The organism is Porphyromonas crevioricanis, assembly GCF_900476255.1.
GTDB lineage: Bacteria > Bacteroidota > Bacteroidia > Bacteroidales > Porphyromonadaceae > Porphyromonas > Porphyromonas crevioricanis.
Genome location: NZ_LS483447.1, coordinates 1765586 through 1791284, shown reverse-complemented (window position 1 = coordinate 1791284; position 25699 = coordinate 1765586). Strand labels below are relative to the sequence as shown.

The 25699-nt window shown below is 44.3% G+C and carries 17 protein-coding genes, 1 tRNA gene and 1 pseudogene; 6 read left to right on the top strand and 13 right to left on the bottom strand.

The window, feature by feature from the left end; all coding sequences use genetic code 11:
• Positions 1 to 22: 22 nt before the first annotated feature.
• The 4 genes from DQN70_RS07825 (at position 23) to DQN70_RS07810 (ending at position 3749) form a co-directional block, all read left to right on the top strand.
• The gene (locus DQN70_RS07825; protein WP_023937545.1) at positions 23 to 799 is read left to right on the top strand and encodes a ParA family protein; all 777 of its coding nucleotides are present in this window, start codon (positions 23 to 25) and stop codon (positions 797 to 799) included.
• On the top strand, positions 796 to 1680 hold the full coding sequence (locus DQN70_RS07820) for a ParB/RepB/Spo0J family partition protein (RefSeq protein WP_023940236.1): 885 nt from the start codon (positions 796 to 798) through the stop codon (positions 1678 to 1680). Before DQN70_RS07825 ends, DQN70_RS07820 begins: the two co-directional genes overlap by 4 nt.
• Positions 1681 to 1921: 241 nt before the next feature.
• A complete protein-coding gene (locus tag DQN70_RS07815) occupies positions 1922 to 2428 on the top strand; it encodes a DUF5683 domain-containing protein (protein ID WP_143742818.1) in 507 nt (168 codons plus the stop codon).
• A gap of 22 nt (positions 2429 to 2450) precedes the next feature.
• Positions 2451 to 3749 carry a lytic transglycosylase domain-containing protein gene (locus DQN70_RS07810; protein WP_036888827.1) on the top strand — a complete coding sequence of 433 codons (1299 nt, stop codon included), beginning with the start codon at positions 2451 to 2453 and terminating at the stop codon, positions 3747 to 3749.
• Between the two features lie 110 nt (positions 3750 to 3859).
• Here DQN70_RS07810 and DQN70_RS07805 read toward each other — a convergent pair.
• The 8 genes from DQN70_RS07805 to DQN70_RS07765 all read right to left on the bottom strand — a co-directional run bounded on the left by DQN70_RS07805 (position 3860) and on the right by DQN70_RS07765 (position 17178).
• Positions 3860 to 3931: transfer RNA gene (locus DQN70_RS07805), tRNA-Arg, on the bottom strand.
• A 473-nt stretch (positions 3932 to 4404) separates the two neighbouring features.
• Complete coding sequence (gene miaA, locus DQN70_RS07800; RefSeq protein ID WP_023937554.1) at positions 4405 to 5325, bottom strand: tRNA (adenosine(37)-N6)-dimethylallyltransferase MiaA; 921 nt, start codon at positions 5323 to 5325, stop codon at positions 4405 to 4407.
• Between the two features lie 11 nt (positions 5326 to 5336).
• On the bottom strand, positions 5337 to 6833 hold the full coding sequence (locus tag DQN70_RS07795; RefSeq protein WP_023940238.1) for an IMP dehydrogenase: 1497 nt from the start codon (positions 6831 to 6833) through the stop codon (positions 5337 to 5339).
• A 27-nt stretch (positions 6834 to 6860) separates the two neighbouring features.
• Positions 6861 to 10088 (bottom strand): carbamoyl-phosphate synthase (glutamine-hydrolyzing) large subunit, encoded by a 3228-nt coding sequence (carB, locus tag DQN70_RS07790; RefSeq protein WP_023937557.1) that lies wholly within the window; start codon positions 10086 to 10088, stop codon positions 6861 to 6863.
• Between the two features lie 453 nt (positions 10089 to 10541).
• Complete coding sequence (gene carA, locus DQN70_RS07780) at positions 10542 to 11621, bottom strand: glutamine-hydrolyzing carbamoyl-phosphate synthase small subunit (protein WP_023937559.1); 1080 nt, start codon at positions 11619 to 11621, stop codon at positions 10542 to 10544.
• A gap of 72 nt (positions 11622 to 11693) precedes the next feature.
• Positions 11694 to 13583: an amidophosphoribosyltransferase gene (locus tag DQN70_RS07775; RefSeq protein WP_036888828.1), complete on the bottom strand. Its 1890-nt coding sequence runs from the start codon at positions 13581 to 13583 to the stop codon at positions 11694 to 11696.
• An 80-nt stretch (positions 13584 to 13663) separates the two neighbouring features.
• A complete protein-coding gene (gene yidC, locus DQN70_RS07770; RefSeq protein ID WP_023940239.1) occupies positions 13664 to 15553 on the bottom strand; it encodes a membrane protein insertase YidC in 1890 nt (629 codons plus the stop codon).
• Positions 15554 to 15573: 20 nt separating this feature from the next.
• Complete coding sequence (locus DQN70_RS07765; RefSeq protein WP_036888829.1) at positions 15574 to 17178, bottom strand: CTP synthase; 1605 nt, start codon at positions 17176 to 17178, stop codon at positions 15574 to 15576.
• 1096 nt (positions 17179 to 18274) lie between these two features.
• On the opposite strand from DQN70_RS07765, the pseudogene DQN70_RS09725 reads away from it, so the two are divergent.
• Positions 18275 to 18789, top strand: a pseudogene (locus DQN70_RS09725) (glycoside hydrolase family 108 protein).
• Between the two features lie 138 nt (positions 18790 to 18927).
• On the opposite strand, the gene DQN70_RS07735 reads toward DQN70_RS09725, so the two are convergent.
• Positions 18928 to 20013 carry a glycosyltransferase family 2 protein gene (locus DQN70_RS07735; protein WP_023937567.1) on the bottom strand — a complete coding sequence of 362 codons (1086 nt, stop codon included), beginning with the start codon at positions 20011 to 20013 and terminating at the stop codon, positions 18928 to 18930.
• Positions 20014 to 20417: 404 nt separating this feature from the next.
• Between DQN70_RS07735 and DQN70_RS07730 the strand changes: the two genes are divergently transcribed.
• Entirely contained in the window at positions 20418 to 22220 is a 1803-nt protein-coding gene (locus tag DQN70_RS07730; RefSeq protein WP_023940248.1) for a leucine-rich repeat domain-containing protein, read from the top strand.
• A gap of 166 nt (positions 22221 to 22386) precedes the next feature.
• Here the strand turns inward: DQN70_RS07730 and DQN70_RS07725 are convergent, their stop codons facing one another.
• The 4 genes from DQN70_RS07725 to prmC all read right to left on the bottom strand — a co-directional run bounded on the left by DQN70_RS07725 (position 22387) and on the right by prmC (position 25691).
• Complete coding sequence (locus tag DQN70_RS07725) at positions 22387 to 23436, bottom strand: cation diffusion facilitator family transporter (RefSeq protein ID WP_231968817.1); 1050 nt, start codon at positions 23434 to 23436, stop codon at positions 22387 to 22389.
• Between the two features lie 147 nt (positions 23437 to 23583).
• A complete protein-coding gene (locus tag DQN70_RS07720) occupies positions 23584 to 24312 on the bottom strand; it encodes a ComF family protein (protein ID WP_036888683.1) in 729 nt (242 codons plus the stop codon).
• Positions 24281 to 24793, bottom strand: a complete 513-nt coding sequence (locus DQN70_RS07715; RefSeq protein ID WP_023937577.1) for a regulatory protein RecX — start codon at positions 24791 to 24793, stop codon at positions 24281 to 24283. Before DQN70_RS07715 ends, DQN70_RS07720 begins: the two co-directional genes overlap by 32 nt.
• Positions 24794 to 24815: 22 nt before the next feature.
• Positions 24816 to 25691 (bottom strand): peptide chain release factor N(5)-glutamine methyltransferase, encoded by an 876-nt coding sequence (gene prmC, locus DQN70_RS07710; protein ID WP_023937579.1) that lies wholly within the window; start codon positions 25689 to 25691, stop codon positions 24816 to 24818.
• Positions 25692 to 25699: the final 8 nt, after the last annotated feature.

Below are 25699 nucleotides of genomic sequence, written 5' to 3'. Positions count from 1 at the left end.
ATGTTGAAAGAAAGAAGATACAATGGGTAAGATAATCTCTCTGGCTAATCAGAAAGGGGGAGTCGGGAAGACGACTACTTCGATCAATCTGGCTGCTTCTTTGGCGACTTTGGAAAGAAAAGTCTTGTTGATAGACATGGATCCTCAGGCCAATTCTACTTCTGGATTGGGGCTTGATGTTTCGGCCGGTCAGCCTACTATATATGAGTGTCTTAGTGGAAGTTCTTGTGTGAGCGATACTATATTGCCCGGTCCGGTAGAAGGACTGTGGGTTCTGCCCTCTCATATTGATTTGGTAGGAGCTGAGATCGAATTGCTCGAATTAGAGGAACGCGAGTATGTTTTGAAACGATGTCTGGCCCCTGTCGTAGATCAGTATGATTATATCCTTATAGATTGTTCGCCTTCGTTGGGTCTGATTACAGTAAATTCTCTGGTTGCCTCGGACTCCGTTATTATTCCGGTACAGTGCGAATATTTTGCACTGGAAGGCATTGGTAAGTTGCTCAAGACAATCGGGATTATCCGGGAACGCCTTAACCCTCATCTGGAGGTGGAGGGCTTTTTACTCACCATGTACGATTCGCGTACTCGCCTAAACAATCAGATCTATGAAGATGTCAAACGACATTTCTCTTCTTTGGTCTTCAATACAGTAATACAGCGTAATATCAAACTGGGTGAAGCTCCCAGTCACGGTCTACCTGCTTTATTGTACGACGCTGATAGCCGAGGTGCAATTAACCATATGCAACTGGCTGTGGAATTGATAAACAAACACAAGAAGAAACAAGCATGAGCAAGAAGTTCCCCCAAAAAGCTTTGGGCAGGGGGTTGGACTCACTGTTACAATCCGAACCTGTAGGTTCTTCCTCTATCTCAGAAATAGAAATAAGTCGAATCAAACCCAATCCTGATCAGCCTCGTAGGACTTTTGATACAGAGTCTTTGGAAGAACTTGCAGCCTCAATCAAGGCAATAGGATTGGTGCAACCGATTACCCTGAGAAAAGTGGGTAATATGGAGTATTTGATCATTTCGGGAGAGCGTCGTTGGCGTGCGTCCCAAATGGCTGGCCTTTCTACTATCCCTGCCTATATCCGTACGGCTGAGGATGAGACGATAATGGAGATGGCTCTTGTGGAAAATATCCAGAGAGAAGATCTCAATCCTATCGAAGTTGCTTTAGCCTACCAGAACCTGTTGGAAGGCTACCACATGACTCATGAAGAACTGGGCAATAGATTGGGAAAGAAAAGAGCTTCCATTAGCAATTATTTAAGATTGCTCAAGTTGCCGGCAGAGGTGCAACTTGGTCTTACTCAGCGAAAAGTCGATATGGGGCATGCCAGAGCCTTGCTGCACTTATCGGATCCAGAGCTACAGATAGCCCTCTATGCGCAGATATTGGAACGAGGATTGAGTGTACGTCAGGTGGAAGAAATGGCTCGTGAGATAGAATCCGGAGCATCTCAACCTTCTACTACAACTCCTAAGGAGAGACCTGCCAATCGCCCTCATTCTCCGTTTGCTGATTTGGCCAATCATTTGTCTTCTGTGTTCAAGACAGATGTGAAAGTGCAAACCACAACTAAAGGAAAAGGGAAATTGACAATTGCTTTTGACAATGAAGAGGAGCTGGAGCGTATCATGCTCTTGCTGGAAAATATAAGTAGATAGTATATCTCTAATGAGTTATTCGACTTTCATAAACAATCCCTTTCGCAAGCCACTCCTTTTGCTGTTCAGCTTGGTTGTATTGCTGTGTTTCTTTGGCTTTCCCTCCCATGCTGTATCTCATTCTTCTTTTGAGATAGGTCTGTTTGAGTCGAAAAATTTAGATCCTCTCTCGTATAATTTCGGAACAAGAGATTCTTTGGCTTCTTCCTTTTCTTCTGAAATTGTCCGACCTACTTTTTCGGTGAATCGATCACGTTATCCCAACTCTAAAATTGCAATACTCTGTTCTGCCATCTTACCGGGTGGAGGCCAGATCTATAACCGAAAATATTGGAAGCTCCCGATTGTTTGGGGAGCCGCTGCCACTTGTGCCTACGCTATTCTGTGGAATAATGATACATATACGGATTATGTGCAGGCTTTCAAAGATTACACCGGACCCGACCCTCTTGCCCATACTTCATGGCAGGACTATTTGCCATTCAATGCCAAGCCGGAAGAGTATTTAAATAATCCGCAGTTGAAAGATCGCTTGCGCAGAGGTATGGATACCTATCGGAGACAGAGAGACCTAAGCATAATAGCTGCCCTTGGTATTTATTTGCTCAACATATTGGATGCCTATGTAGATGCTGAACTATACCGCTTTGACATAAGCCCCGACTTGTCTATGCAGATACAGCCGAGTTTGGGAAGTTCTTCTTTTGAAGGCTTTCGGTGTGGTCTTGCTTGTCGATTTAGTTTTTAATAATCATATCTTTTCCTTTTTTGTGCCTACTTCTAAATACCATGTCCGCCTGACTATTGTTTTTATCATATCCGCTCTTGCTGTTTTTTTCTCCCGACAGGAAGCCCGTGCTTCTGATTCCGATTCCATCCGGGATGTGGGACAAGATTTGCCGAGCGAACATATTTCTCTGCCTAATAGCCTCGATGAGGAGTTGGAGCAACTCTTGGAGTTGTGGCTCAAAGGCTACTCACGTCGCACACAATCCGGCAGGTCTCTTAGACCATGTCAAGATGATGAGCGTACTGTTATTCCTACGACTCCGGACTCTGTGTATATTGATCGATTGAGTAAACTTCCAACTGTGATACCCGTAACTTTCAATCCTGTCGTCAAGGATTGTGTTGAGTTGTATGTCGAGCGACGCAGATCTTTGCTACGTTCGATGCTTACCTTGGGTGATCTCTATTTCCCGCAGATAGAAGAGGCCTTGGATAAGCATGGCCTACCTACTGAGCTCAAATATCTTACTATCGTAGAGAGTGCACTCAATCCCACTGCTGTTTCGCCAGCTGGAGCTTCCGGCTTGTGGCAATTTATGTTGGCTACGGCTAAGATATATGGACTTACGGTAAATAGCTTGATCGATGAGAGACTTGACCCTAAAAAGAGTACTGAGGCTGCTTGTCGCTATCTCAAGGATATGTACCAAATATATGGAGATTGGCTCCTCGTTATTGCCTCATATAACTGTGGGCCTGGAAATGTTAATAGGGCAATCCGCTCTGCAGGTGGGAAAGCAAACTTTTGGGCCATTTACCCGTATTTACCTAAGGAGACCCGACGTTATGTACCTCTTTTTATCGGGGCATACTATGCTATGCATTATCATAGTGAACACAATATTTGCCCTCGTGAAATGGGTGTACCCTTAGCTACTGATACTTTGATGTTGCGTCAGATAGTAGATTTTAAGCGTATTGAGCAACTCTCCGGAGTACCGGAGTCTGATCTCAAACTTCTGAATCCACAATATCGCAGAGGGATTGTTCCCGGGCATATTCGACCATATCCCATTTTGCTCCCTATGTCAGCTGCTTCAGCCCTTGATAAGCAGAGGGATTCTCTCTGTTCTCCTGATTTGAATATGAAGAGAGAAGGTCTGGAGCAGCATATTGTGGAAGTGGGAGACAGATCTGCGAGCAAATATCATAGGGTACGTAAAGGGGATACTTTGGGGCATATAGCTCGTACTTATGGAACTTCTGTTCAGAAGTTAAGACGACTAAATGGAGTAAGAGCTGGACGGTTGAAACCGGGAATGAGAATACGGGTACGCTAAAAGCCCCCAAGCTTCAGAAGTAGATCAAAGATGAGATAAAAAGAGAGAAAGAGCTCCTTTCAATCCTAAGGACAGGGCCGAGAAAGGGATGGTGGCGTCTGACATTTTTGTACCTCCGAAGGGAATCGAACCCTTATCTTAGGTTTAGGAAACCCACGTTCTATCCGTTGAACTACAGAGGCGCCTTTCCTTAACAGCTTTGCGAAAGTACAAAAAAGCAATGACTCTGTGTGTCCTTTTCGACATTTTGAACCTGCAATTTGGAAATCGCTCCCAAATTGTACGCTAAGATGAATTCCGGACAAAGGGCTAAATCTGCCAGTGTAAACCTTTTGAGAAGTCTGAGTCGACAGGTGTAAACCCGAAACAGAAGTAAGAAAAGAGTGCATAAACATCTAATAAATTCAAGCACGCCCACTGTCAACTTTTTCAGTACAAATCAGTGTTTCCGAAAGTAATACAATCTACCTCCAAAAGTGACGAGAGATTTTGAGAGACTATCGAGAGAATATTTTCATAACCTCATAACACACGTCAAACCATTCACATAATACACGAAAAACTTATGCGCAGTACATTCAAAATCCTATTCTACATCAATAAGAATAAAGTCAAAACAGACGGCACGACGGGCGTCCTTTAGGATGAGACAGCTTCAGGCGTCTCTACTGTTTTTCTGTATCAGTTCTATTGCTTGTTCCAATTGCTCGGCAAGACTTAGAGAGGCATCTATCCAATGAATATGAAGTCCTCTTCTTTCCATTCCTCGAAACCAGGTCATTTGCCTTTTAGCAAATTGGTGTATAGCTGTTTCAAGTTGGCTCACCATATCAGAGTAGGGGAGTTGCCCGATGAGATGCAGAGTTAAGTATTTGTATTCAAGACCATAATAAATAAGATCTTCAGCGTTAATACCACTGTTAAGTAACTTTTGGACCTCATCGAGCATGCCTTCGTTTAGTCGCTGTGTGAGCCTTTGAGATATGCGAGAACGTCTTAATTCTCGGCTCACAGAAGTACCAAGAATGACTGAAGGGATGGGAGGATAGACTTTCTCTTCTATTTGCTTTTGTCTGTGTATATAATCAGCTATTTCTATGGCTCGTATGGTACGTCTCTCGGTGTCCAGATCTGTTGTATTGTGCAGTGGTCCGTAGGAAGCAAGTATATCTTTCAGTTCTTTTGCACTGAGGCCAGATAATTTTTCTCTCAAGCCAGGATTGACAGGAACTTCAGGCAGATGATACCCCTTGAGTACTGCTTCTATGTATAGTCCTGTACCTCCGCATAGGATAATCGGTTTCCCTTTCTCCTTAATTTGATGATAGGCATGGTGGAAGTCCCTCATATAGCAATGTAGGTTGTACTTCTCACCAGCTGGCAGTATGTCTATGAGATGGTAGGGAATTTTTGTTCCCTCCACCTCATAGTCGGCTAAATCCTTGCCTGTGCCCAGATCCATTCCTCGGTATACCTGCCTGCTGTCTGCACTAATAATCTCCGCTCCTAAAAGGTGTGCTAATCGGGAGGCTAAAGCAGTTTTGCCTGAAGCTGTCGGGCCGAGTATGGTGATCATCAGATGCTCTATTAACCTCTTTCTTTTAATATCACATCATGGGCTCCACCCTCTACGATGCTGGTACTGGAGACGAGTGTTATTTTCGCATTGGCTTGCAAATCGGCTAAGGTAGTTGTTCCACAGCTACACATTGTGGCTCTGATTTTTCCCAGTGTAGTAGCCAAATTATCTTTCATTTTGCCTGCGTAGGGGACGTAACTATCTACCCCTTCTTCAAACTTGAGGTTCTCTTGTCCTCCACTGTCATACCGTTGCCAGTTTCTAGCTCTGAAAGATCCTTCTCCCCAATACTCTTTGACAATGTTATTTCCCAGTTTCATTTTTTTTGTGGGAGATTCATCGAAACGAGCAAAATAACGCCCCATCATCAGAAAATCTGCTCCCATGGCAAGAGCTAAGGTCATATGATAATCATGCACGATACCACCATCGCTACAAATGGGAATATATATACCGGTTTCTTCGTAGTAGCGATTTCGTTCTTTGGCAACTTCGATGATTGCTGTTGCTTGCCCACGACCTATTCCTTTCTGTTCTCGGGTGATACAGATAGAACCACCACCGATACCAACTTTGATAAAGTCTGCCCCGGCTTCTACCAAATAACGGAAACCCTCTCCATCTACAACATTACCGGCTCCAATAGGTAAGCGGTCTCCATACTGTTCCTTTACCCATTTGATAGTATTTCTTTGCCATTCGGAATAGCCATCGCTGGAATCGATACACACAATATCCACTCCGGCTTCTACCAGAGCAGGCACTCTCTCTTGATAGTCGCGAGTATTGATACCGGCCCCAACCAATAAGGTTTTGTTTTCTTTGTTGGATAGCTCCAGAGGATTTTCTTTGTGACTGTCGTAGTCTTTTCGGAAAACGAAGTAAATCAGTCGACCTCCTTCATCTATGATGGGTAGGGTATTGAGTTTGTGTTCCCATATGATGTCATTAGCTTCACTGAGCGAGATCCCTAATTTTCCGTAAGTGAGCCGTTCAAAGGGAGTCATGAAGTCTTCGATCTTCTTGTCGAGAGGGTCTGTACTAAGGCGATAATCTCGACTCGTTACTATTCCCATTAACTTACCATTGGGTGTTCCATCTGCAGTAATCCCTATGGTGGAGTGTCCGGTTTTTTGCACAAGCCGAAGCACATCGGCTAAGGTATCATGGGGAGTCAGATTAGAATCGCTTGTCACAAAGCCGGCTTTGAACTTCTTCACTTTTCGCACCATCTCTGACTGAGACTCGATCGTCTGTGAGCCGAAAATAAAGGACAAACCACCATTCCGAGCTAATTCTATGGCCAAAGTATCGTTGGACACAGATTGCATAATGGCTGATACGAAGGGGATATTGAGCTTGATTTTTGGTTCTTGTCCTTTGGCATATTTTACCAAGGGAGTTGCGAGAGAGATATTGTCGGGAGTGCATTCACTTGTCGTAAGACCTGGTATAAAGAGGTATTCGCCGAAGGTCCGAGATACCTCATTGATGAATTTAGCCATATGATAGGGATAGTTGGTAAGAGGTTCTTATTTGTATTCGTTCCAGCTTTTGATGCGTATATCGTCCAATCCTATTTTGCAGAAAGCATGAATAAAGGCTGAAGCCAAACGCGCATTTGTGATGAGAGGGATATTTAGGTCTATGGCAGCTCTCCTCAGTTTGTATCCATTGGTTAGTTCTCCGGCGGTAAGATTTTTGTTGATGTTCACCACCAGCTCTATCTCTTTCTTGTGTAGTAGGTCAAGTGCTTGTGGTTGTCCTTCTTCGCTTGGCCAATAGACTCTGGTAGAAGGGATATTATTTTCTGCCAAAAAACGATGGGTACCATCTGTGGCGTATAACTCATATCCTTTCTCTATGAGTAACTGAGTTGCCTCCAACAAATCGACTTTCTGTTTGTATCCTCCAGTTGAGAGGAGAATCTTTTTCTGGGGCAGACGGTAGCCAACAGAGAGCATAGACTTTAATATTGCTTCATCCGTATCATCGGCTATACAGCCCACTTCTCCGGTAGAGGTCATATCTACACCAAGTACTGGGTCTGCCTTCTGCAATCTGGTGAAAGAGAACTGCGAAGCTTTGATTCCCACATAGTCGAGATCAAATTCATTCTTCGATGGTCGTTCCACGGGGAGACCCAACATGACTCTTGTAGCCAGATCTATAAAGTTGATTTTGAGTACTTTGCTCACGAAGGGGAATGAACGCGAAGCCCGTAAATTACATTCAATAACCTTGATAGAATTTCCTTTGGCCAAGAACTGGATATTGAATGGGCCACTGATCTTCAGTGCTGTGGCAATTTGTTTGCTGATACGTTTGATCCGCCTAACGGTTTCTACATACAACTTTTGTGCAGGGAACTGGATTGTAGCGTCTCCAGAATGCACTCCGGCGAACTCTATATGTTCGCTTATTGCATACACGATGATCTCTCCGTTTTTGGCCACAGCATCCATTTCTATTTCTTTGGCCCCTTCTATAAATTGGCTTACTACCACCGGGTGCTGCTTAGATACATTAGCCGCAAGCTCCAAGAAGCGATGCAATTCTCCCTCATTGGAGCAGACATTCATTGCTGCACCGGAGAGTACATAGCTGGGGCGTACCAAAACTGGGAACCCTACCTCTTTGATAAATTCGTCTATATCGGCAAGTGAGCTCAGCTCTTTCCAGCGAGGCTGGTCTATGTGCAGGCCATCCAGCATTGCCGAGAATTTGTGCCGATCTTCTGCATTATCTATGCTTTGGGCTGTTGTTCCTAAAATGGGAACTTGCTCAGCATCCAAGCGCATCGCCAGAGTGTTGGGTATTTGTCCTCCGGTAGAGACGATCACTCCGTGTGGGTTCTCCAATTCGAGAATATCCATTACTCTCTCGAATGTGAGTTCGTCAAAATAGAGCCGATCGGAAATATCGTAGTCCGTACTTACCGTTTCCGGATTGTAGTTAATCATCACCGATCGCCAACCATTTTTGCGTATTGTTTGTAGAGCGTTTACCCCACACCAGTCGAACTCTACAGAGCTACCGATGCGGTAGGCTCCGGAGCCAAGCACTACAACAGAGTTGAAATCCTGCTGGCACTCAATATCGTGTGTCGTACCATTGTAGGTGAGATAGAGATAATTTGTTGCTGCAGGAAATTCGGCTGCTAATGTGTCGATACGTTTGACAACGGGCAGAATTCCCGACTGTTTGCGTCGACACCGTACATCATTTGTTTTTTGCTCCATCTCCGAAGCTTCGCTCTTGTAGATTGCTCTTGCAATTTGAAAGTCGGAGAAGCCCATTTGTTTAGCTCTGCGTATCAAGTCATCGGATACATCCTCTAAGCAGCTCGAAGATTCCAGCTCTTCTGCTGTTTGGACTATGCCGTACAATTTGTGGAGAAACCAGCAATCAATCTTTGTCAGTTCGTGTATTTTATCTACAGAATAACCCTGCCTGAAAGCCTTGCTAATGACAAAGATTCGGGAGTCGGTGGGTTCTCTTAGGGCTTGGTCTATGTCCGGAATGGTAAGTTCTTTGTTTCCAACAAATCCATGCATACCCTGCCCAATCATGCGCAATCCTTTTTGGATAGCCTCCTCAAAGTTGCGTCCGATAGCCATTACTTCACCCACAGACTTCATGCTGCTACCGAGCAGATGAGATACTCCATGGAATTTGCCGAGGTCCCAACGAGGAATTTTGCAAACGACATAGTCGAGTGCAGGCTCAAAAAAGGCGGGAGTGGTGCGGGTAACGCTGTTTTTTATCTCAAAAAGACCATATCCCAACCCCAATTTTGCTGCAACAAAGGCCAGTGGATAGCCCGTAGCTTTGGAGGCCAAGGCTGAAGAGCGGGAGAGACGAGCGTTTACTTCGATGACTCTGTAGTCTTCGCTTTCCGGATCCAATGCATATTGTACATTGCACTCACCTACGATCCCGATGTGTCTGATAATCCGGATAGACAGCTCGCGCAGTTTGTGATATTCACTGTTGGTGAGTGTTTGAGAAGGAGCGATCACGATACTCTCTCCGGTATGAATACCAAGAGGGTCGAAGTTTTCCATGTTGCAGACAGTGATACAGTTGTCATAGGCATCACGCACCACTTCATATTCGATCTCCTTCCATCCCTTGAGGCTCTTTTCTACCAATACCTGTGGGCTGAAGCTAAAGGCCTTTTCGCATAGTTGGTCAAGCTCTTCCTGATTATCGCAAAATCCGCTGCCTAATCCTCCCAAAGCGTAAGCGGCACGAATGATTACAGGATACCCCAAGCGAAGGGCTGCTCTGCGGGCATCCTCTATGTTCTCCACAGCTTCGCTACGGATTGTCTTGACATCTATTTCGTTGAGCTTTTCTACAAACAGTTCCCTATCTTCTGTGTCAATGATGGCCTGTACGGGAGTCCCTAATACCTGAACGTTGTAGCGCTCCAAAATGCCTGATTTGTAGAGTTCTACACCACAATTGAGAGCCGTTTGTCCGCCGAATGCCAATAGTATGCCATCCGGTTTCTCTTTGCTTATTACTTTCTCTACAAAAAATGGGGTGACTGGCAAGAAATAGATTTGATCGGCTACCCCTTCCGAAGTCTGTACTGTAGCGATGTTCGGGTTTACAAGCACCGTTTCTATACCCTCTTCTTTGAGAGCTTTGAGGGCTTGTGAGCCGGAGTAGTCGAATTCTCCTGCTTCTCCTATCTTGAGAGCTCCGCTACCGAGCAAAAGCACTTTTTTTATTTTGCTTTTATCTACCATGGTCGTTGTTAAAGTTTTTTCTGTAAAAGTCCGTTTACTTTTTCCGCAAATGCCTCAGGAGCATCCATATAGAAGTAGGATGCGCTTCCGTTTTTCAAATTTAGTTTCACCTCTCCTTTTTTCTCATTGACGATTTCGACATTTCGATACTTATCTAATGCATACGGTTGGGTGAAACGTGTACCCCATGAAAAATGTGCAAACCGATATGTTTGCAGCTTTTCATCTATAATTATTTCGGAACGATGGAAAGAAAATATAAATGGTAGCAAGATACAGTTGATCCAAATAGGGTAAAAGTTCCGGTTCAAACCGATGGAATCCCAATGGATGTTCGATCCCAAGCCAATTATCCCGCAGGCCGGAAGAAGTATGATCAGAATTCTTAGGAGAATAACCGTTTTACTTTTGGGTGAGTACCCTTTTAGATAGTATCTCATCATGAGGTAAGAATTATAAAGAGCACAGAAATTCGTCAAAGATGAACATCGTATCTGTCGGCCCCCCACAAGCCTCGGGATGAAATTGAGTGGAGAAGAAAGGCTTGCTTTTATGGGAAATTCCCTCATTCGATCCATCGTTCAGGTTTGTGTAGAGCTCATACCAATCGGTTCCGAGAGAAGAGCTGTCTACGGCAAAGTTGTGATTTTGGCTGGTGATAAAGCACTCGTTGCTCCTTGTGCGTCTTACGGGCTGATTATGGCTATGGTGACCATGCTTTAGCTTGTATATCTTCCCTCCTGCAGCTAATGCCATTAGTTGATGTCCCATGCAAATACCCCAAATAGGTTTGTCCTGTTTGTAGGCTTTGCGAATATTATCGACAGTAATATTACAAACTTCCGGACTACCGGGTCCATTACTTATAAAAAGTCCTTCGTATTCCAGCTGGTGAAAATCATAATCCCAAGGAACTCTTATAACAGTTGTTTCCGAGGTGATCAGTTTGCGTATGATGTTTGCTTTTACTCCACAATCGACAAGCACGATGCGCTTTTTGCCCTGTCCGTAGGTAATCACTTCTTTTGTTGATACCTCTGCCACCAAATTTTGTCGAGAGGGTTCTGCAAAGGGAATACTTTCCTCTTTCTCATTATCGAAAATGATCTTGCCATTCATGGTCCCATACTCTCGGATATGTTTGGCCAAAGCTCTTGTGTCTATCCCGGCGATCCCCACAACTTTCTCCTCTTTGAGGTAGTCGGATAGGCTTTCTTGTGCATTCCAATGACTGTATTCTTGAGAATAGTCCGAGACGATAATCCCATTCATATGGATGCAGTCACTCTCCATGTACAAGGGGAGTCCATAGCTATCCTTTTCTCTGGAGGGAACACCATAGTTTCCGACCAGAGGATAAGTCATAACCATTATTTGCCCTTTATAGCTTGGGTCGGTCAGACTCTCATTGTAGCCATTCATAGCCGTGTTGAATACAACCTCGCCTGAGGTGGATTGTTCGTAGCCGAATGAGTAACCATCATACCGACTTCCGTCTTGTAAGATCAGGCTTGCTTTACGTACTGCTTGCATTGCTGTATTGTGAGTGGGTTTGTTTTTTTATGCTTTTTGGGGGGAGGAGAAGAGGAGAGGAGAGGAAATATCCTACTTGCGGAGGAAACTTTCTTCGTAGTAGTTTATGTATGCTTCGTTTACCAAATGTGCTCCGCCGGGGGTAGGAAAGTCGCCGGTGAAATACCAGTCCCCGGGATGCCCGGGGATTGCTGAGTGTAGGCCCTCGATACTTTGGTATACGATTTCTATTTCAGTCTGTACTTCTGAAGGACGTAGCAGATCAACAATTTTGTCTGAGATTTCTTTTGCAGAGAACGGTTTGTACAAAGACTTGACTACATTCGGGACGAACTCTTCCAATGGCTTTTTTTGCAGCTCCAAAGCCTCTTGGTAGGCTTTTCCGAGCAAACTCTCCATCTTTCGCTCCTGAATGAGAGCTACGGCCGCTTTGAAAGCGATAAACTCGCTCATTTTCCTCATGTCTATGCCATAATAGTCCGGATAGCGAATTTGAGGAGAGCTGGATACTACAACTATTTTCTTCGGATGTAACCTGTCTAATATCTTCAGGATGGATTGCTTTAGCGTTGTCCCTCGCACTATGCTGTCATCTATCACAACCAGATTGTCCACAAATGGAGTAACGCTGCCGTAGGTGATGTCGTAGACATGAGCAGCCAAATCTTCTCTTGATTTTCCTTCTGTGATGAAGGTTCGTAGCTTGATGTCCTTGATAGCGACTTTCTCGGTTCGTATTTGTCTGCCGATAATAGCTCGAATGGCTTCTTTGTCTTTTGTCTCCAAGGCTTGCAGCTTCTGTATCTTTTCCTCAGTAAGATATTCGGTCAACCCCTCCAACATCCCATAATAGGCCACTTCCGCTGTATTAGGAATGAACGAGAAGACAGAGTGATCCAAATCATAACCGATAGCCGTTAATATATCCGGGGTCAGGGCTCGACCGAGAGCTTTGCGCTCCTTGTATATATTCGAGTCGCTACCTCTGGAAAAATAGATCCGCTCGAAAGAACATGCCTTGTTGTCCAGTGCTGGCAATATCTGCTCTATGCGTGGGTTGCCTTGTTGATTGATCAGAAGGGCTTCTCCCGGCTTTAGCTCTACAATGTTTTCGGTCTGCACATTCATTACGGTTTGAATGACAGGTCGTTCTGAGGCCAAAACTACGATTTCGTCATCTATATAATAGAAAGCCGGGCGTATTGCTCTGGGGTCTCGTAGGGCATATTGCTCTCCGCTGCCCGTCATTCCGCACATCACATACCCTCCGTCCCAAAGAGGAGCTGCACTGGAAAGAACATTTTTCATCTCGATATTCTTCTCGATGAAATGTGTGATCTCCATACCTCTGTGGTGATGTTCGTCTTTACTGATGCGGAACAATCTCTCTACTTCTCGATCCAAACGATGACCCAATTGCTCCAGTAACACATGTGTATCACTTGTGATCCTCGGGTGTTGTCCTGTGGAGGTTATTTCGTCAAATATGGTTTTGACATTTGTCAAATTGAAGTTCCCACAAATAGCCAAGCATTTTGCCCTCCAGTTGGATCTGCGGATCATGGGGTGTACATAGGTGAGGCCCGATTTACCTGTGGTGCTGTAGCGAAGATGCCCCATATAGCATTCCCCGGCAAAGGGGATGCAGTCTTGGGCATAGCAGGCATCTTCCATCAAAGACTTGTCGAACTCACGAAAGTGCTTATGCACGCTGTCAAATATTTCCGTGATGGCATTGCTCCCCTCAGCCCGTTCTCTGAACAAGTATTCTTCACCCGGTTTGCTACGTAGTTTTACCACAGCCAGCCCCGCTCCTTCTTGTCCTCTATTGTGCTGTTTTTCCATGAGGAGGTAGAGCTTGTTGAGTCCATAGAGCCAAGAGCCGTACTTTTCTTGATAGTAAGGCAGAGGTTTCCGTAGCCGTATCATGGCTACACCGCATTCGTGCTTGAGAGATTCCATTGTATGATGATCTGTGCCATTATGCATACCGGGCTGCATCGGCACAAAAGCGTTTCGATGCAGCCCGGTTTTGTCGAGGCTTATTTCCTTTTTCGTTGTTGTCTTTGAAGCTCTTGCTGTTGCTTCTGGAGTTGTTCCATGCGAGCCACCCATTTGCTTTTTTTCTGTGGCCTCTTTTTGTTTTCTTCCATCTTAGCCAAGAGCTTTTCTTCATTGATGCCGAATCGGAAGAAAATATACTGCAATATCGTGATGAGAGTCGATATGAAGTAGTAGTAGCATAGGCCGGACGAATTGCTGTTGAAGAATACAAGGAACATCACAGTCATGATGTAGGGCATATACTTAAAGCCTGGCATCTGAGCCTGACCGGTAGAGCTTTGGCTCATCGTATACTTGGTGTAGATGACGTTGGTGATGGCCCACAGCAAACAAAACAAACTGATGTGATTGCCAAAGTAGGTGGAGATAATCGGTATGTGTACATCCCAAGACAGGATGGGGTCGTAGGTAGACAAGTCTTTTGCCCATAAGAAACTTTCCCCCCTGAGAAGTATGGATGTTGGGAAATACATATATAAAGCGATGAGGAAAGGCATTTGGAGTAGCATCGGCAAGCATCCGCTCATCGGGCTGGCTCCAGCAGCCCTGTAGAGGGACATCGTTTCCTGATTTCGCTTGAGCATCATGCTTTGTTCATTTCCCGGATATTTTGCATTGATGGCTTCCACTTGTGGTTTTAGAACTCTCATCTTGGCCTGAGACATATAGCTTTTGTAGGTCAGAGGAGACAAGAGAAGTTTGATCAGGATTGTGAGAAGAAGGATAATAATACCCCAATTGGATACAAAACCACTCAGGAAATTGACAGTCGGAATAATCAAGAACTGGTTGATCCAGCGGAATACGCTCGCACCCAAATATACCAGTTGATCCAACTCCAAGCTCTCTTTGTTTCCCGAGAGTTCCGCATCGTAGCCACGCAGCAAGTTGTAGTCATTAGGCCCAAGGAAGAGGGTAAATTCTGCTTGAGAGTTGTCGTTCACACTGAAGGGGAACGAGGTACGCATACTACATTCCTTGGTGTATTCGCTGTCCTCTGCAAATGTTTTGATCTCAAATATATTGTTCTCAAAAGCATCGTTGTCGGATATAAGTACTGTACTAAAGTATTTATCCTTGAATGCAATCCATCGAATAGGCTCCTTGATATTTTCTTTGGCTTCATTTTTGGTAGGCGAAAGACTTTCCATTTCACCTCCTCTGTACTTGTAGTATATGGAAGTGTACTGGTTTTCAAATTTCCATGACTTCTCCTGGGTGCGCATTTTTTGAGTCCATTCAAGATCTTGGAAACTCATATTTGCAGGCAGAAGCCTATTCAGCCCCTCTCCCCTGATAGAGATACCCAATCTGTAATCATTGCGAGGCAGTGTGTAGGTGATATCCATATGGGATAGACTGTCCACTGGCAGACGCATCGTGAGACTGGTATCGGAGGCATTGAGCACAGAGAAATAAAGATCCTCGGTATTTACCAATCTGTTATCTATGGTCAGAAGGGGAAGATTAACTCTTATATCCTCCTTGGCAAAGAGGTATAGAGGTTTGTCTTCCTGTGCCTTATATTGTAGCAGTTCGGCCTGTACGGGGGATCCCCCCTTTGTGTCGAAGGCAATGCTCAAAAGTTCATTTTTGAGAGTTATCTGACGAGATTCTCCAACAGAAACACCGGATAGGACTCCATACTTTTGCATTGTTGAGGAGGACAGAAGTACGGAGTCAGCCGAGAGGCTATCCATCGGCAGAGTTGTGGCTGGCGTCTGTTGTGCTTTTTGTGAAAGAGCAATGGTATCGCTCTGTGGAATGTTGTCTATTACCGGGAAAGTTTCTTCCGGTTTGTTCAGAATGCTGAAACCGATGATGATAGCACCGATCAGCAGCATTCCCCAAAGGGTATTCTTATCCATCGAGTGGGGTTGTTTGTTTTTTATTTGCTTTTGATAGCTGCCTTTATGAAGCTCAGGAATAATGGATTGGGATTAACCACCGTGCTATTGTATTCCGGATGGAATTGCACACCTATATAAAAGGGATGATCTTCCAACTCTACTGCCTCTACGAGACTGGTCTCCGGATTTTCCCCCACACAGGGCATTCCATTTTCCTCAAAGAGGTTGCGGTATTTGCTGTTGAACTCGAAGCGGTGACGATGACGCTCACTGATGAAATCCTTGCCATAAGCTTGAGCGATCTTGGATCCCTTACGCAAGACACAGTCATAAGCTCCCAGTCTCATGGAGCCTCCTAAGTCCGAAATCGTCTTTTGTTCCTCCATCAAGTCAATTACCTTGTCCTTGCAGTTGGGAGACATCTCGGAGCTGTGAGCTTCGGTAAGGCCTAATACATTGTGGGCAAACTCAATCACCATACATTGCATACCCAGACAAATCCCCAGAGTTGGGATCTTGTTGGTGCGAGTATACTTGAGAGCGGAGAGTTTCCCTTCGATGCCCCTTCCTCCGAAGCCCGGGGCAATGAGTACGCCATCCATGCCATGCAGCAACTCAGCTGCATTATCATCGTTGATTTTTTCGCTGTGTATAGAGACCAAATTGAGTTTGCGATTGTTGTATATGGCAGCCTGCAAAAGACTTTCATCGATAGATTTATAGGCATCCTGCAATTCCACATACTTGCCAACCAATGCAATATTGACAACCTTGGTAGCCGCATTTCTCAAAGACAAGAAGTCTTTCCAGCGTTTCAAGTCCGACGTTGTCCCTCCATTGAGTTTCATTTTACGTAATACGGTCTCATCCATTTTCTGTCTTTGCAGCATCAAGGGGACTTCGTAGATTGTCGGAACATCCACACTTTGAACAACGGAGTCCTCCGATACATTACAGAAGAGAGCTACTTTTTTCAGGACTTCCTCCCCCAGCACATGCTCTGTTCGTAAAACCAGAATATCGGGTTGGATACCGACCTCTTGCAGCTGTTTTACAGAGTGCTGAGTCGGTTTGGTCTTCACTTCCCCTGCTGCAGCTATAAAAGGGACATAGGTCAAGTGTACACAAAGACAATTTGTGCCCAATTCCCATTTAAGCTGACGCATACTCTCCAAGAAGGGGAGTGATTCGATGTCCCCCACTGTGCCTCCGATCTCGGTGATCACAAAGTCTACTTGTTGCTTTTGTGCCAGAAGTTTTACGTTGCGTTTAATCTCATCCGTAATATGTGGCACTACTTGCACTGTTTTGCCCAAATAATCTCCTTTGCGTTCCTTGCGGATAACGTTCTGATATATTCTACCGGTGGTGATGTTGTTGGCGCGGGTCATGGAGACATTGAGAAATCTCTCATAGTGTCCCAAGTCAAGATCCGCCTCATGCCCATCGCAAGTTACATAGCACTCTCCGTGTTCGTAAGGGTTGAGGGTTCCTGGATCGATATTGATGTATGGATCGAATTTTTGGATAGTCACCTTAAATCCTCTGGATTGCAACAGTTTACCCAAAGATGCAGCTATGATCCCTTTGCCAAGCGACGAGACGACGCCACCTGTTACGAATATGTGCTTTGTTTCTGCCACGGCTTTTATTCTTTCGATTATCTGTTTGGATGAAAATTCAAAAGGAGAACTGTACATCCACTGATTGGGTGCAAAGGTAATGAATATCCACCGATTTTTAGAGGAATTTCCTCTCGGATCGACACCTATACTCCCTATAATGGAGAGACCGTTGTGGGAGGTTTCAGAAAGGGGATGTGAAAGAAGTCTTTGGGAGGCTTTACAGAGTAGAAAGTGTATATGATAGAGGTATATCAAAGCAGATAATCAAACTCAAATATTGGAGACAAGATAGTAAGGATTCTGCTTATAAGAATCTTGAAAGTCCTTGTTTCTCTCTATCAAATCTGATGTGTTTTGTAAATTTTATACCCATGGAAAAACCGGAAAAATAGACGAAAAAGAGTCTCCAAAAATAAGTGGACGCAACCCCCTTTTGTGGGCTTTATGGTGACCTCCCAGAATGCCGATGAATAGGGCATTCTGAGAGGGTCAAAATTCTCTCCTGTGAGAAATTTTGCTAACACGGGAGAAAAAGTTTGCTCTCACAGGAGAGAATTTTTGCTCTCTCCCGTGTTAGCAAAAAATGTCTCCTATCAGGATCAAAAAAAGAGAGAAAATACATCCCAAACAGCTCTTGATCTGCGTACAAAAAATACTTCAAAAACAAAACATAAAAACACATAGATAAATATAAATATACTTTTTGGCGTTGCCTATTAAGAGAGGATTGTCTTGGGAGTATTGGTGGAGACTCTCATTTTCTATGGTTCGATAAATGTCGAAGCATACAGAATAACCCTTTTGATCTTGCTGATCCTAATTACTGTGTTTACGATCTATTGCACTATTATTTTCTTCTCCAAATTATGCAATGCTCTTGCTTGTAGTTTCTTCCGAAGGATTTCTCTCTTTTTCTGTGTACACTCCACAGTTGTTTTCTTTCTTATTTATTTTACATAGTAAAACGAATTTAGATGGATGTTTGAGTTGAATTAACTATATTCGCCTACAAGCAATCTTACTCCGAACCCTTTTGGGAGGATAACGATGTGTCTGTTATTCAAAAGATTGAGGGAGGAGAAAATTATGAACTTTATTTGGAAGGAATAAGAAAATGGCAGATTACAAAGAACTGAAGCCTTTTATTCTTAAGTGGGAAGGAGGCTATGTGAATCATCCTAATGATCCCGGGGGCATACGAATATGGGAGTGACACTTGCAACTTACGAGTATTACTGTAGACTGAAAAAATATCCGAAACCCACGGTCGAGCAGCTGAAAAAGATGGATGAAAGTACTTGGGATGATATTTTCAAAACTCTTTACTGGGATCGTTGGCGTGCTGATCAAATCAAAGACCAGCGTATCGCAAATATCCTGGTCGATTGAGACTGGGCCAGTGGTTTGTATGGGATTAAAATTCCTCAGCGTTTGATTGGGGTAACGCCTGACGGGAAGGTCGGCCCGGTCACCATTGCCAGACTCAATAAGCTAATTGATGAGGATAAGAGAGAATTGGCCAATCAATTACTTTTGGAGAGAGTCCGGTTTGTCGATAGGATAATTGCTCGTAATCCTCGTTTGATGGTTTTCCGAAAAGGATGGCTCAACAGGATTAATGGACTCTGAGTTTGTGTCATATTGGGAGAGGGGGAATGGGCACTTTGTTGTCTCTTCGTGATCATTCCTTTGTCTCTCTGAAGAGGCTACAGCTTGGGAATACAAAGGTGGTTGTGAGGTGTTTCTATCATATCTCTGGAATAGTTGCTAACGAGAAGGAGATATGATGGAAGAACCTCGTCCTCTTTGTAAGTGGAAGGTGTGTCCTCTACCTGACAATTTTTTCATATACCCCAGAAGTTCATCGTAGCTGATTTCTGTAGTATCAACCAGTAGATCCAAGTTCGATTTACTACAATATGTCTCGATGTTATTCCTGTCAAAACTTGTATAGGCACAAAGAGGCTTCTTTTTTTCTTCCCCCTTTCCCACAGCGAGACGACACATTCGTATGATCTTGGCTAAAGAGGTGTGCAAAAAAATAGCCAGTGAGACAAAGCCACGGGAGACTCTGCTCATATGGCTGTAGTATTTGTCGAAAAAAAGCTGCATCGCTCCGTAAAAGGATTGTAGATACTTTAGATCTGTGACAGATGCACTCTCTCCTTTATAGTGGAGGATGGGCACAGGTAGGTAGTAGCATTTGTATCCTCCCAAACGGATACGATGAGAGAGGTCTATGTCTTCGCCATACATGAAGAAGCGTTCGTCCAAAAGCCCTACTTTGTCCAAGACCTCTTTGCGCATTAACATGAAGGCTCCTGCCAAAACCTCAATTTCTGCAGCCTGAGTGTCGGGTAACCATCCCATATAGTAACGCCCCATTTTCTTTGAGCTTGGATTGATCTTGTAGAGCTTGCTCAATTTGAAGAAAGAGGCCGAAGGTGTTGGAAATCCACGTTTGCTTTCGGGTAAAAAATCCCCATGCGCATTTATCATTCTCACTCCCAATCCTCCTATTCGAGGATCTTTCTCCATGGCTTCTATCACTTCGATTAGAGTAGTCTCTCCTATCACAGTATCTGGGTTGAGCAGCAGGATGTATTTTCCTTGCGCCGATCTCATGGCTTGATTATTGGCCTTTGCAAAGCCCAGATTTTCACTGTTTTCTTGATAGTGAAAGTGGGGAAAATTTTTGCGACTCAAGTTCAGTGAACCATCTCCCGAGGCGTTGTCTACTACAAAAACTTCTGTTTCGGCATTTAATCTAGTCAAAGCCTTGTCTACACTATGCAGACATTGCTCCAACATCAGGGGCACACGGTAGTTTACGATGACAATGGATAGCAACATATGTAGGTTCTCGAATGAGGTCTTCGCAAAGATAAGGTATATGCAGTAGAGACTATGCAATGGCTTTTGGTCGATGATTAGGGAAATGTTGCCAACTTTAGCCGTTTATGCTCAATAAACTCACATCGGTCTCTTTCTTCAAGCCTTGCCCTACACCTATTTTGCCTGGTCTAAGCTGATATTTCGATAAATCTGCAAAGCAGTTGTCCCTTGTAGCGGGCTCTGTTCGGAAGATTTTTCGATCTCTTGGGGATATGTACTATACCTACTAAGCGAGAGAGCCGACAGGAAAGGGTATATCACAATATTTGCTTAAATTTAGCTGTAATAGAACTTGACAGTATGAACTTTTGAGCAAAAAAGTGTTGGCATATTTTTATAATTCACCAAAAATAAAAATCATTATGAACATTAACAATCGGTATTTGCTACTTATCTGTGCCTTTTTCTTGTCTTTTTCGATATGGGCACAAGATGGAGGAGATGGTGAGAATCCCTTTTTGGAAGTGGAATTTCTATCCGACAAGCCTTTTGACTATGGCATTCGCCTTTTTGGCGTTGAGGATGGAAAAATGACTGTCGAGTGGGGTAGCGAACAGGAAGTGTTAGATCTGAAAAAGAGTGGTACGTTATTGAAGGGTAAAAGCAAGGGAAAGCTGTTGAAGATCTATGGTAAGGTGGCCATTATCGAGTGCTCTAATGCACCTGTCATGGCCATACGTGTAGATAAGATGCCTTCGTTGCGTGAGTATATCACGAGACGTACAAGCATCGGAGAGGTGGATTTCTCTCAAAATCCCGAGTTGCGTTTGGTCATTATCGAGAATACTAATCTTAGTACAATCGATCTCTCTGCGAACAGCAAAATAGACAGTCTAATAGTGCCATCCAACAAACTGAAATCAATTAAACTGCCTTTGCAATCAGAACTCACCCATCTCAATTGCATGTCCAATGGACATTTGGTAGAGATGAACGTAGAGTCTGCCAATAAGTTGGAACGATTGATTGCAGTACAGACTCAGCTATCCAAATTTGACTTAAGTAAGATGAGTCAATTACGTTTCCTGCATCTGGGGCTGGGTATGAAGTCTATTAGTGAACTCAAACTCCCCATAGAAAGCCAACTCGATACACTCATGATCCCTATGGCAGGGCTGCAACAGATTGATCTTACTCATAGTACAAAGCTTCGTGCTCTATCCGTAGACAACAATTTTATGCTTAGCCAATTGGATATATCCAACGCTCCGGAACTTGTATCCTTGGAGGCTGAAGGGTGTGCTCTTAGAGAATTGAATACGGATAACAATCGCAAGTTGGAAAGTCTCAAGTGCAACAATAATCAGATTTCTCGGCTCAGTTTGAAGAATAACTCCGAATTACTCTATTTGACTTGTTTCGTCAATTTGCTAAGTGAACTTGATCTGAAAGGTTGTCCAAAGCTATTGGAACTCGACTGCTCACAGAATGAAGAACTTACCAAGCTAGATCTTCCGACCACTCTCTATTCGGTGGATTGCAGTGGCTGCAAACTGAGTGTTTTGGAGATAAAGACTCTTGAAGGCCTGGCAACACTCTCTTGCTCAAATAATGGTATTAAAAAGTTGGATTTTGGTAAACATGAAGAACTAACAGCTCTCAATGCGGACAATAATGCTATAGAGCTTATTGATTTGAGTAAACTGCCTGCCCTGCTCAACGTGAATTTATCCAATAACCCGATTAAGGAGTTGAACGTGGAGGCAGCCAAGAACCTTTCCTATCTCTCTATCAATGCTACACAGCTTGATGCCTGTGCTCTCGATAAGCTCTACCGCTCACTCCGAGAAGTAAATGAGACCAATGCGGGGAATCCTCAGATGGAAAATGCTGTGGATGCGGCTTCTGGGAGCAAAACTTCTATCGCTACAGATAAGGGCTGGGTTCTGACTGTGGCAGGTGACGGCAGCGGATGTAAAGAAACGGCGATCTCCTCTCTGGAGAATGTCTCTATTACACTATTTGAGCGAGCAGATGGATTTGTGATTAGTGGATTGGAAGGCAAATCCTATATGGTGTATGTCTGTGATATAAACGGCCTTTGTGTGGCAAAGCAGAGAGTGAGTGCTGACAATGCTTTTGTGTATCTAAGCAATCCGGGTCAATACTTGATCAGTATTGACGGAGTGAAGAATATCAACTGCCTTAAGCACCAAATCAGGTAGATGAGCATTGCTCAACATTGCAGCAAGAGCTGTATTGTGTGCAATAGTTTTGTTTGGAATATCCGCAAAGAAGAGAGGGTGTGCCGAAATCATCTTCGGCACACCCTTTTCTTCTGAAGCCTCGTTCAAGAATTCTTTTTTTCTGAGCTTTTTGTTTGACTCGAATTTAGCAATTCTCCAAACCACAAGAGTGGCCCGGGTAGTCTATCTCTATCGTTGCATGATCTATTCCATAATGTTTGCAACATGCTCGGACGGACTCCTTGAGCTTTGATTCTCTCTCTACATGCGACGTTGAGACTTGGCTGGAACATACCAGATGGACTGTGAGTACATGCCTTTCACCATCCAATGTCCAAGCATGGAGGTCGTGTACAGAGCTAACTCCATCGATGCCGGTAAGTTCGCTTTCCAGAGCTTTCATATCCACCTCCTCCGGAGAGCCCTGTAGCAGTACCCTGAGTGTAGAACGCAGATTACGATAGACATTGTATAATATCCATATCGTAATGGCAATGGAGAGTAGAGGGTCCAGAATGGGCAGATAGACGAAATGCATTACGATACTCACCACCAATACGGCAGCCCAACCCAATACATCCTCCAGCATATGAAGCATTACGGCTCTCTCATTCAAGCTTTCTCCTTTACTCAAACGAATAGCTGCAATGCCATTGATAACTAACCCGAGGATAGCCAGGATTAGCATCCCGGTTTCATTAACATGATCTGTAGGGGTGATAATCCTTTCTATTGCTGCATGTAGAACGAAGAAAGACCCGACAAGCAGAATAACCGATATCAATAGAGCTCCCAACAGAGAAAAGCGTTTGTACCCGTAAGTAAAGTAGGCCGTCCGCTTTTTCTCAGACAAACGCTGCAGTCTCCAGGCAACACCGAGGGAGATACTATCCCCAAAATCATGTAGGGCATCCGATAGGATGGCCACAGAATTAGTCCATAGGCCTCCTATTAGTTCGATGATGGCAAAGAGAAGATTGAGAACAAAGGCTAACAAGAGGTTACCCTCTCCATGGTGGTGGTGATGCCCATGGTGATGCCCATGATGATGGGAGTGGTGGTGTTTGCTTTCACAATGCTCATGGGTGTGCTCCGCAGAGCAGCAAGAGTGTTCGTGATGTTCATGCTTTTGTTCGTGTCCCTCGGAGCAGCAAGAATGCTCATGGTGTTCGTGATGATCTATCATAGGATTCATATTTATTTTAGCTATCACTGGCTGGCTTCGGTGTGGAGAATGAGGAAAGAAAATCCCTACACTACGAAGCCTCTACCTCAAAGGTAGGGACTTTGAGGTAAAGAATGTCATTGTGGGACCCTAAAATACCTACAAAAGGTTAAGGGCCTACAGGGATACGGCTATGGTGAAAGCTTCAATATAAGAGCAGCCGGCTTTGCTCAATATACCTGCAACTTCACTTAGAGTAGCTCCTGTTGTAAGCACATCGTCTACAAGTAAAACACGTTTTGAATGTAATTGATCGGGTTCGACACAATAGAACGCATCTGAAATAGCTGCTTGACGCTCCTCTGCGGAGCGAGAAGTCTGGCTATGGCCATGTCTTTTTCTCTTTATGAGCAGATCCGTAGCTGGTATGCCGCTCTCTTGGCTGATCCCCGATGCAATAGACATCGACTGGTTGTATCCTCGGATAGCTCTATGTTCCGGACTGATTGGAACGGGGATGATGAGGTCTATATTTTCCTTGGACCAGCCAAATCTTCTGGCTGCAATTCGTCCCATTTCAAGCCCGATCCTTCTACGCTTTTTGTATTTGAGCGAATGAATGAGTTGTCTGGTTGTATTGCCTTGGCTGAATGAAAACAACGCATGGAAAGAGACTATGTAGCCATTTCCCTCTATGCGAATTGTGCGATAATCCTCAGAGGTATACCACAGAGGAAGTGCCAGAAAGCAAGGAGGACATATTTCTCTCTCAGAAGAACTGAGCTTGCGCCCACAGACAGCACAGACAGAGGGGTAGAACAGTTCGGAAAAGGCATGCCCAGCACTCTTCAGCCAGTGGAAAGTCGTGTTGATTTTACTCCGGGTATTCATCCAAAACACTTTCATTCGTCTTGGTTATTCTCCTTACTATTTGCTCAGTTTCTTCATATGTGAATCCTTTGCTCAACGCCCAACGCATTAGTCGCACGTATCGCTTTTCTGTGGGGAGAGAGGTCGGTATGGACTGGAGTTTTTTATACAGCAGCTTGACCAATTTATTTTCTCCGTTGGCTTTTTGCTTTGTCCTCTCTCTTTCTAACTCGGCTATAACTTGGGCAATTATGCTACTGTTTATTTGTTTTGCTCTGAGAGCTTGTGCGATTTTAATTGGTCCCCAGTTGTTGAAGCGGTATTTTTCACGGCAAAAGCATTCTGCATATCGCTGATCATCCACAAATCCCTCATCTTTCAATTTGCTCAATATTCTTTGCTGCTCCTCGAGGGACAAGGTTGTAGCCATAAGCTTGCGATTTATTTCGGAGCTGCAATGTTCGGCTTTGCTGCAGTAGTTTGCCAGTTTTTTTAGAGTTGATTCGTAGAGATTCATTGTGGTTGAGAACCGGAGCTAACTAAGAATTGATGCAGTTTACATATACAAATCGCTCTTTTTCTCGCCAGTCTCTCTGAACTTCTGCTGTAAGTTTTAGCTCGTCTTGCATTAGTTGGGCTACCTCTTGTGCCAGAGCTTCGTTTACCTCCAAGTATATTCTCCCTCGAGCTGTCAAATGTTTTTGAGAAAACCGAGCTATATGGCGATAGAAGTACAAAGGATCTTTTGGGGGGGCAAATAGGGCTTGATGTGGTTCGTATTGAAGTACATTGGGGCGCATATGTTGAGACTCTTCAGGACGGATATAAGGAGGATTGCTCACAATCAGGTCGAACTGTAGACCGAGAAGCTGCCGAGAGGGTTGAGATTGGGTGATGTCTCCCTGAAGTAGATGGATATTTTGGTTCGCCACCAATCGACCTGCATTTCGTTGACCAATGATAAGTGCTTCTGAAGACATTTCTAAGCCCCAAACTTCGGCTTTGTGGAGCTTGTTGGCTAAGGTTATAGCAATGCAACCGCTACCACAGCCGATATCCAGAATGCGTAGCCCGGTTTGTCGGTGTTCTTTGCGAATAATTTCATCGCAGAGTAACTCCGTCTCTGGCCGGGGGATGAGCACTCCGGGTGCTACCTCGAAGTCGTAGTCATGGAAATAGGCTTTACCCAAAACATACTGTATTGGTTCATGGGTTTCCAAGCGTTGGAGAGCTGTCACCAGGTGCTCATGTTCGGCAAGGGTCAAAACTCTATCTTTGTCGGTGAGCAACATTTCGGTGTAGCTCAAGCCTAATATTTCGCTCAATAACAAGCGAACAAGTCCGGTCAGTTCGGCCGACTCGTACAATATGCTAAGGCGATTGTAACAAAGATCAGTAGCTGTGCGAATATTCATCGAAAGAC

Coding starts and splice junctions, on each gene's coding strand:
- DQN70_RS07825 (WP_023937545.1), top strand. CDS start 23: ATGGGTAAGATAATCTCTCTGGCTAATCAGAAAGGGGGAGTCGGGAAG.
- DQN70_RS07820 (WP_023940236.1), top strand. CDS start 796: ATGAGCAAGAAGTTCCCCCAAAAAGCTTTGGGCAGGGGGTTGGACTCA.
- miaA (WP_023937554.1), bottom strand. CDS start 5,325: ATGATCACCATACTCGGCCCGACAGCTTCAGGCAAAACTGCTTTAGCC.
- DQN70_RS07795 (WP_023940238.1), bottom strand. CDS start 6,833: ATGGCTAAATTCATCAATGAGGTATCTCGGACCTTCGGCGAATACCTC.
- carB (WP_023937557.1), bottom strand. CDS start 10,088: ATGGTAGATAAAAGCAAAATAAAAAAAGTGCTTTTGCTCGGTAGCGGA.
- carA (WP_023937559.1), bottom strand. CDS start 11,621: ATGCAAGCAGTACGTAAAGCAAGCCTGATCTTACAAGACGGAAGTCGG.
- DQN70_RS07775 (WP_036888828.1), bottom strand. CDS start 13,583: ATGGAATCTCTCAAGCACGAATGCGGTGTAGCCATGATACGGCTACGG.
- yidC (WP_023940239.1), bottom strand. CDS start 15,553: ATGGATAAGAATACCCTTTGGGGAATGCTGCTGATCGGTGCTATCATC.
- DQN70_RS07735 (WP_023937567.1), bottom strand. CDS start 20,013: ATGTTGCTATCCATTGTCATCGTAAACTACCGTGTGCCCCTGATGTTG.
- DQN70_RS07730 (WP_023940248.1), top strand. CDS start 20,418: ATGAACATTAACAATCGGTATTTGCTACTTATCTGTGCCTTTTTCTTG.
- DQN70_RS07725 (WP_231968817.1), bottom strand. CDS start 23,436: ATGAATCCTATGATAGATCATCACGAACACCATGAGCATTCTTGCTGC.
- DQN70_RS07720 (WP_036888683.1), bottom strand. CDS start 24,312: ATGAAAGTGTTTTGGATGAATACCCGGAGTAAAATCAACACGACTTTC.
- DQN70_RS07715 (WP_023937577.1), bottom strand. CDS start 24,793: ATGAATCTCTACGAATCAACTCTAAAAAAACTGGCAAACTACTGCAGC.
- prmC (WP_023937579.1), bottom strand. CDS start 25,691: ATGAATATTCGCACAGCTACTGATCTTTGTTACAATCGCCTTAGCATA.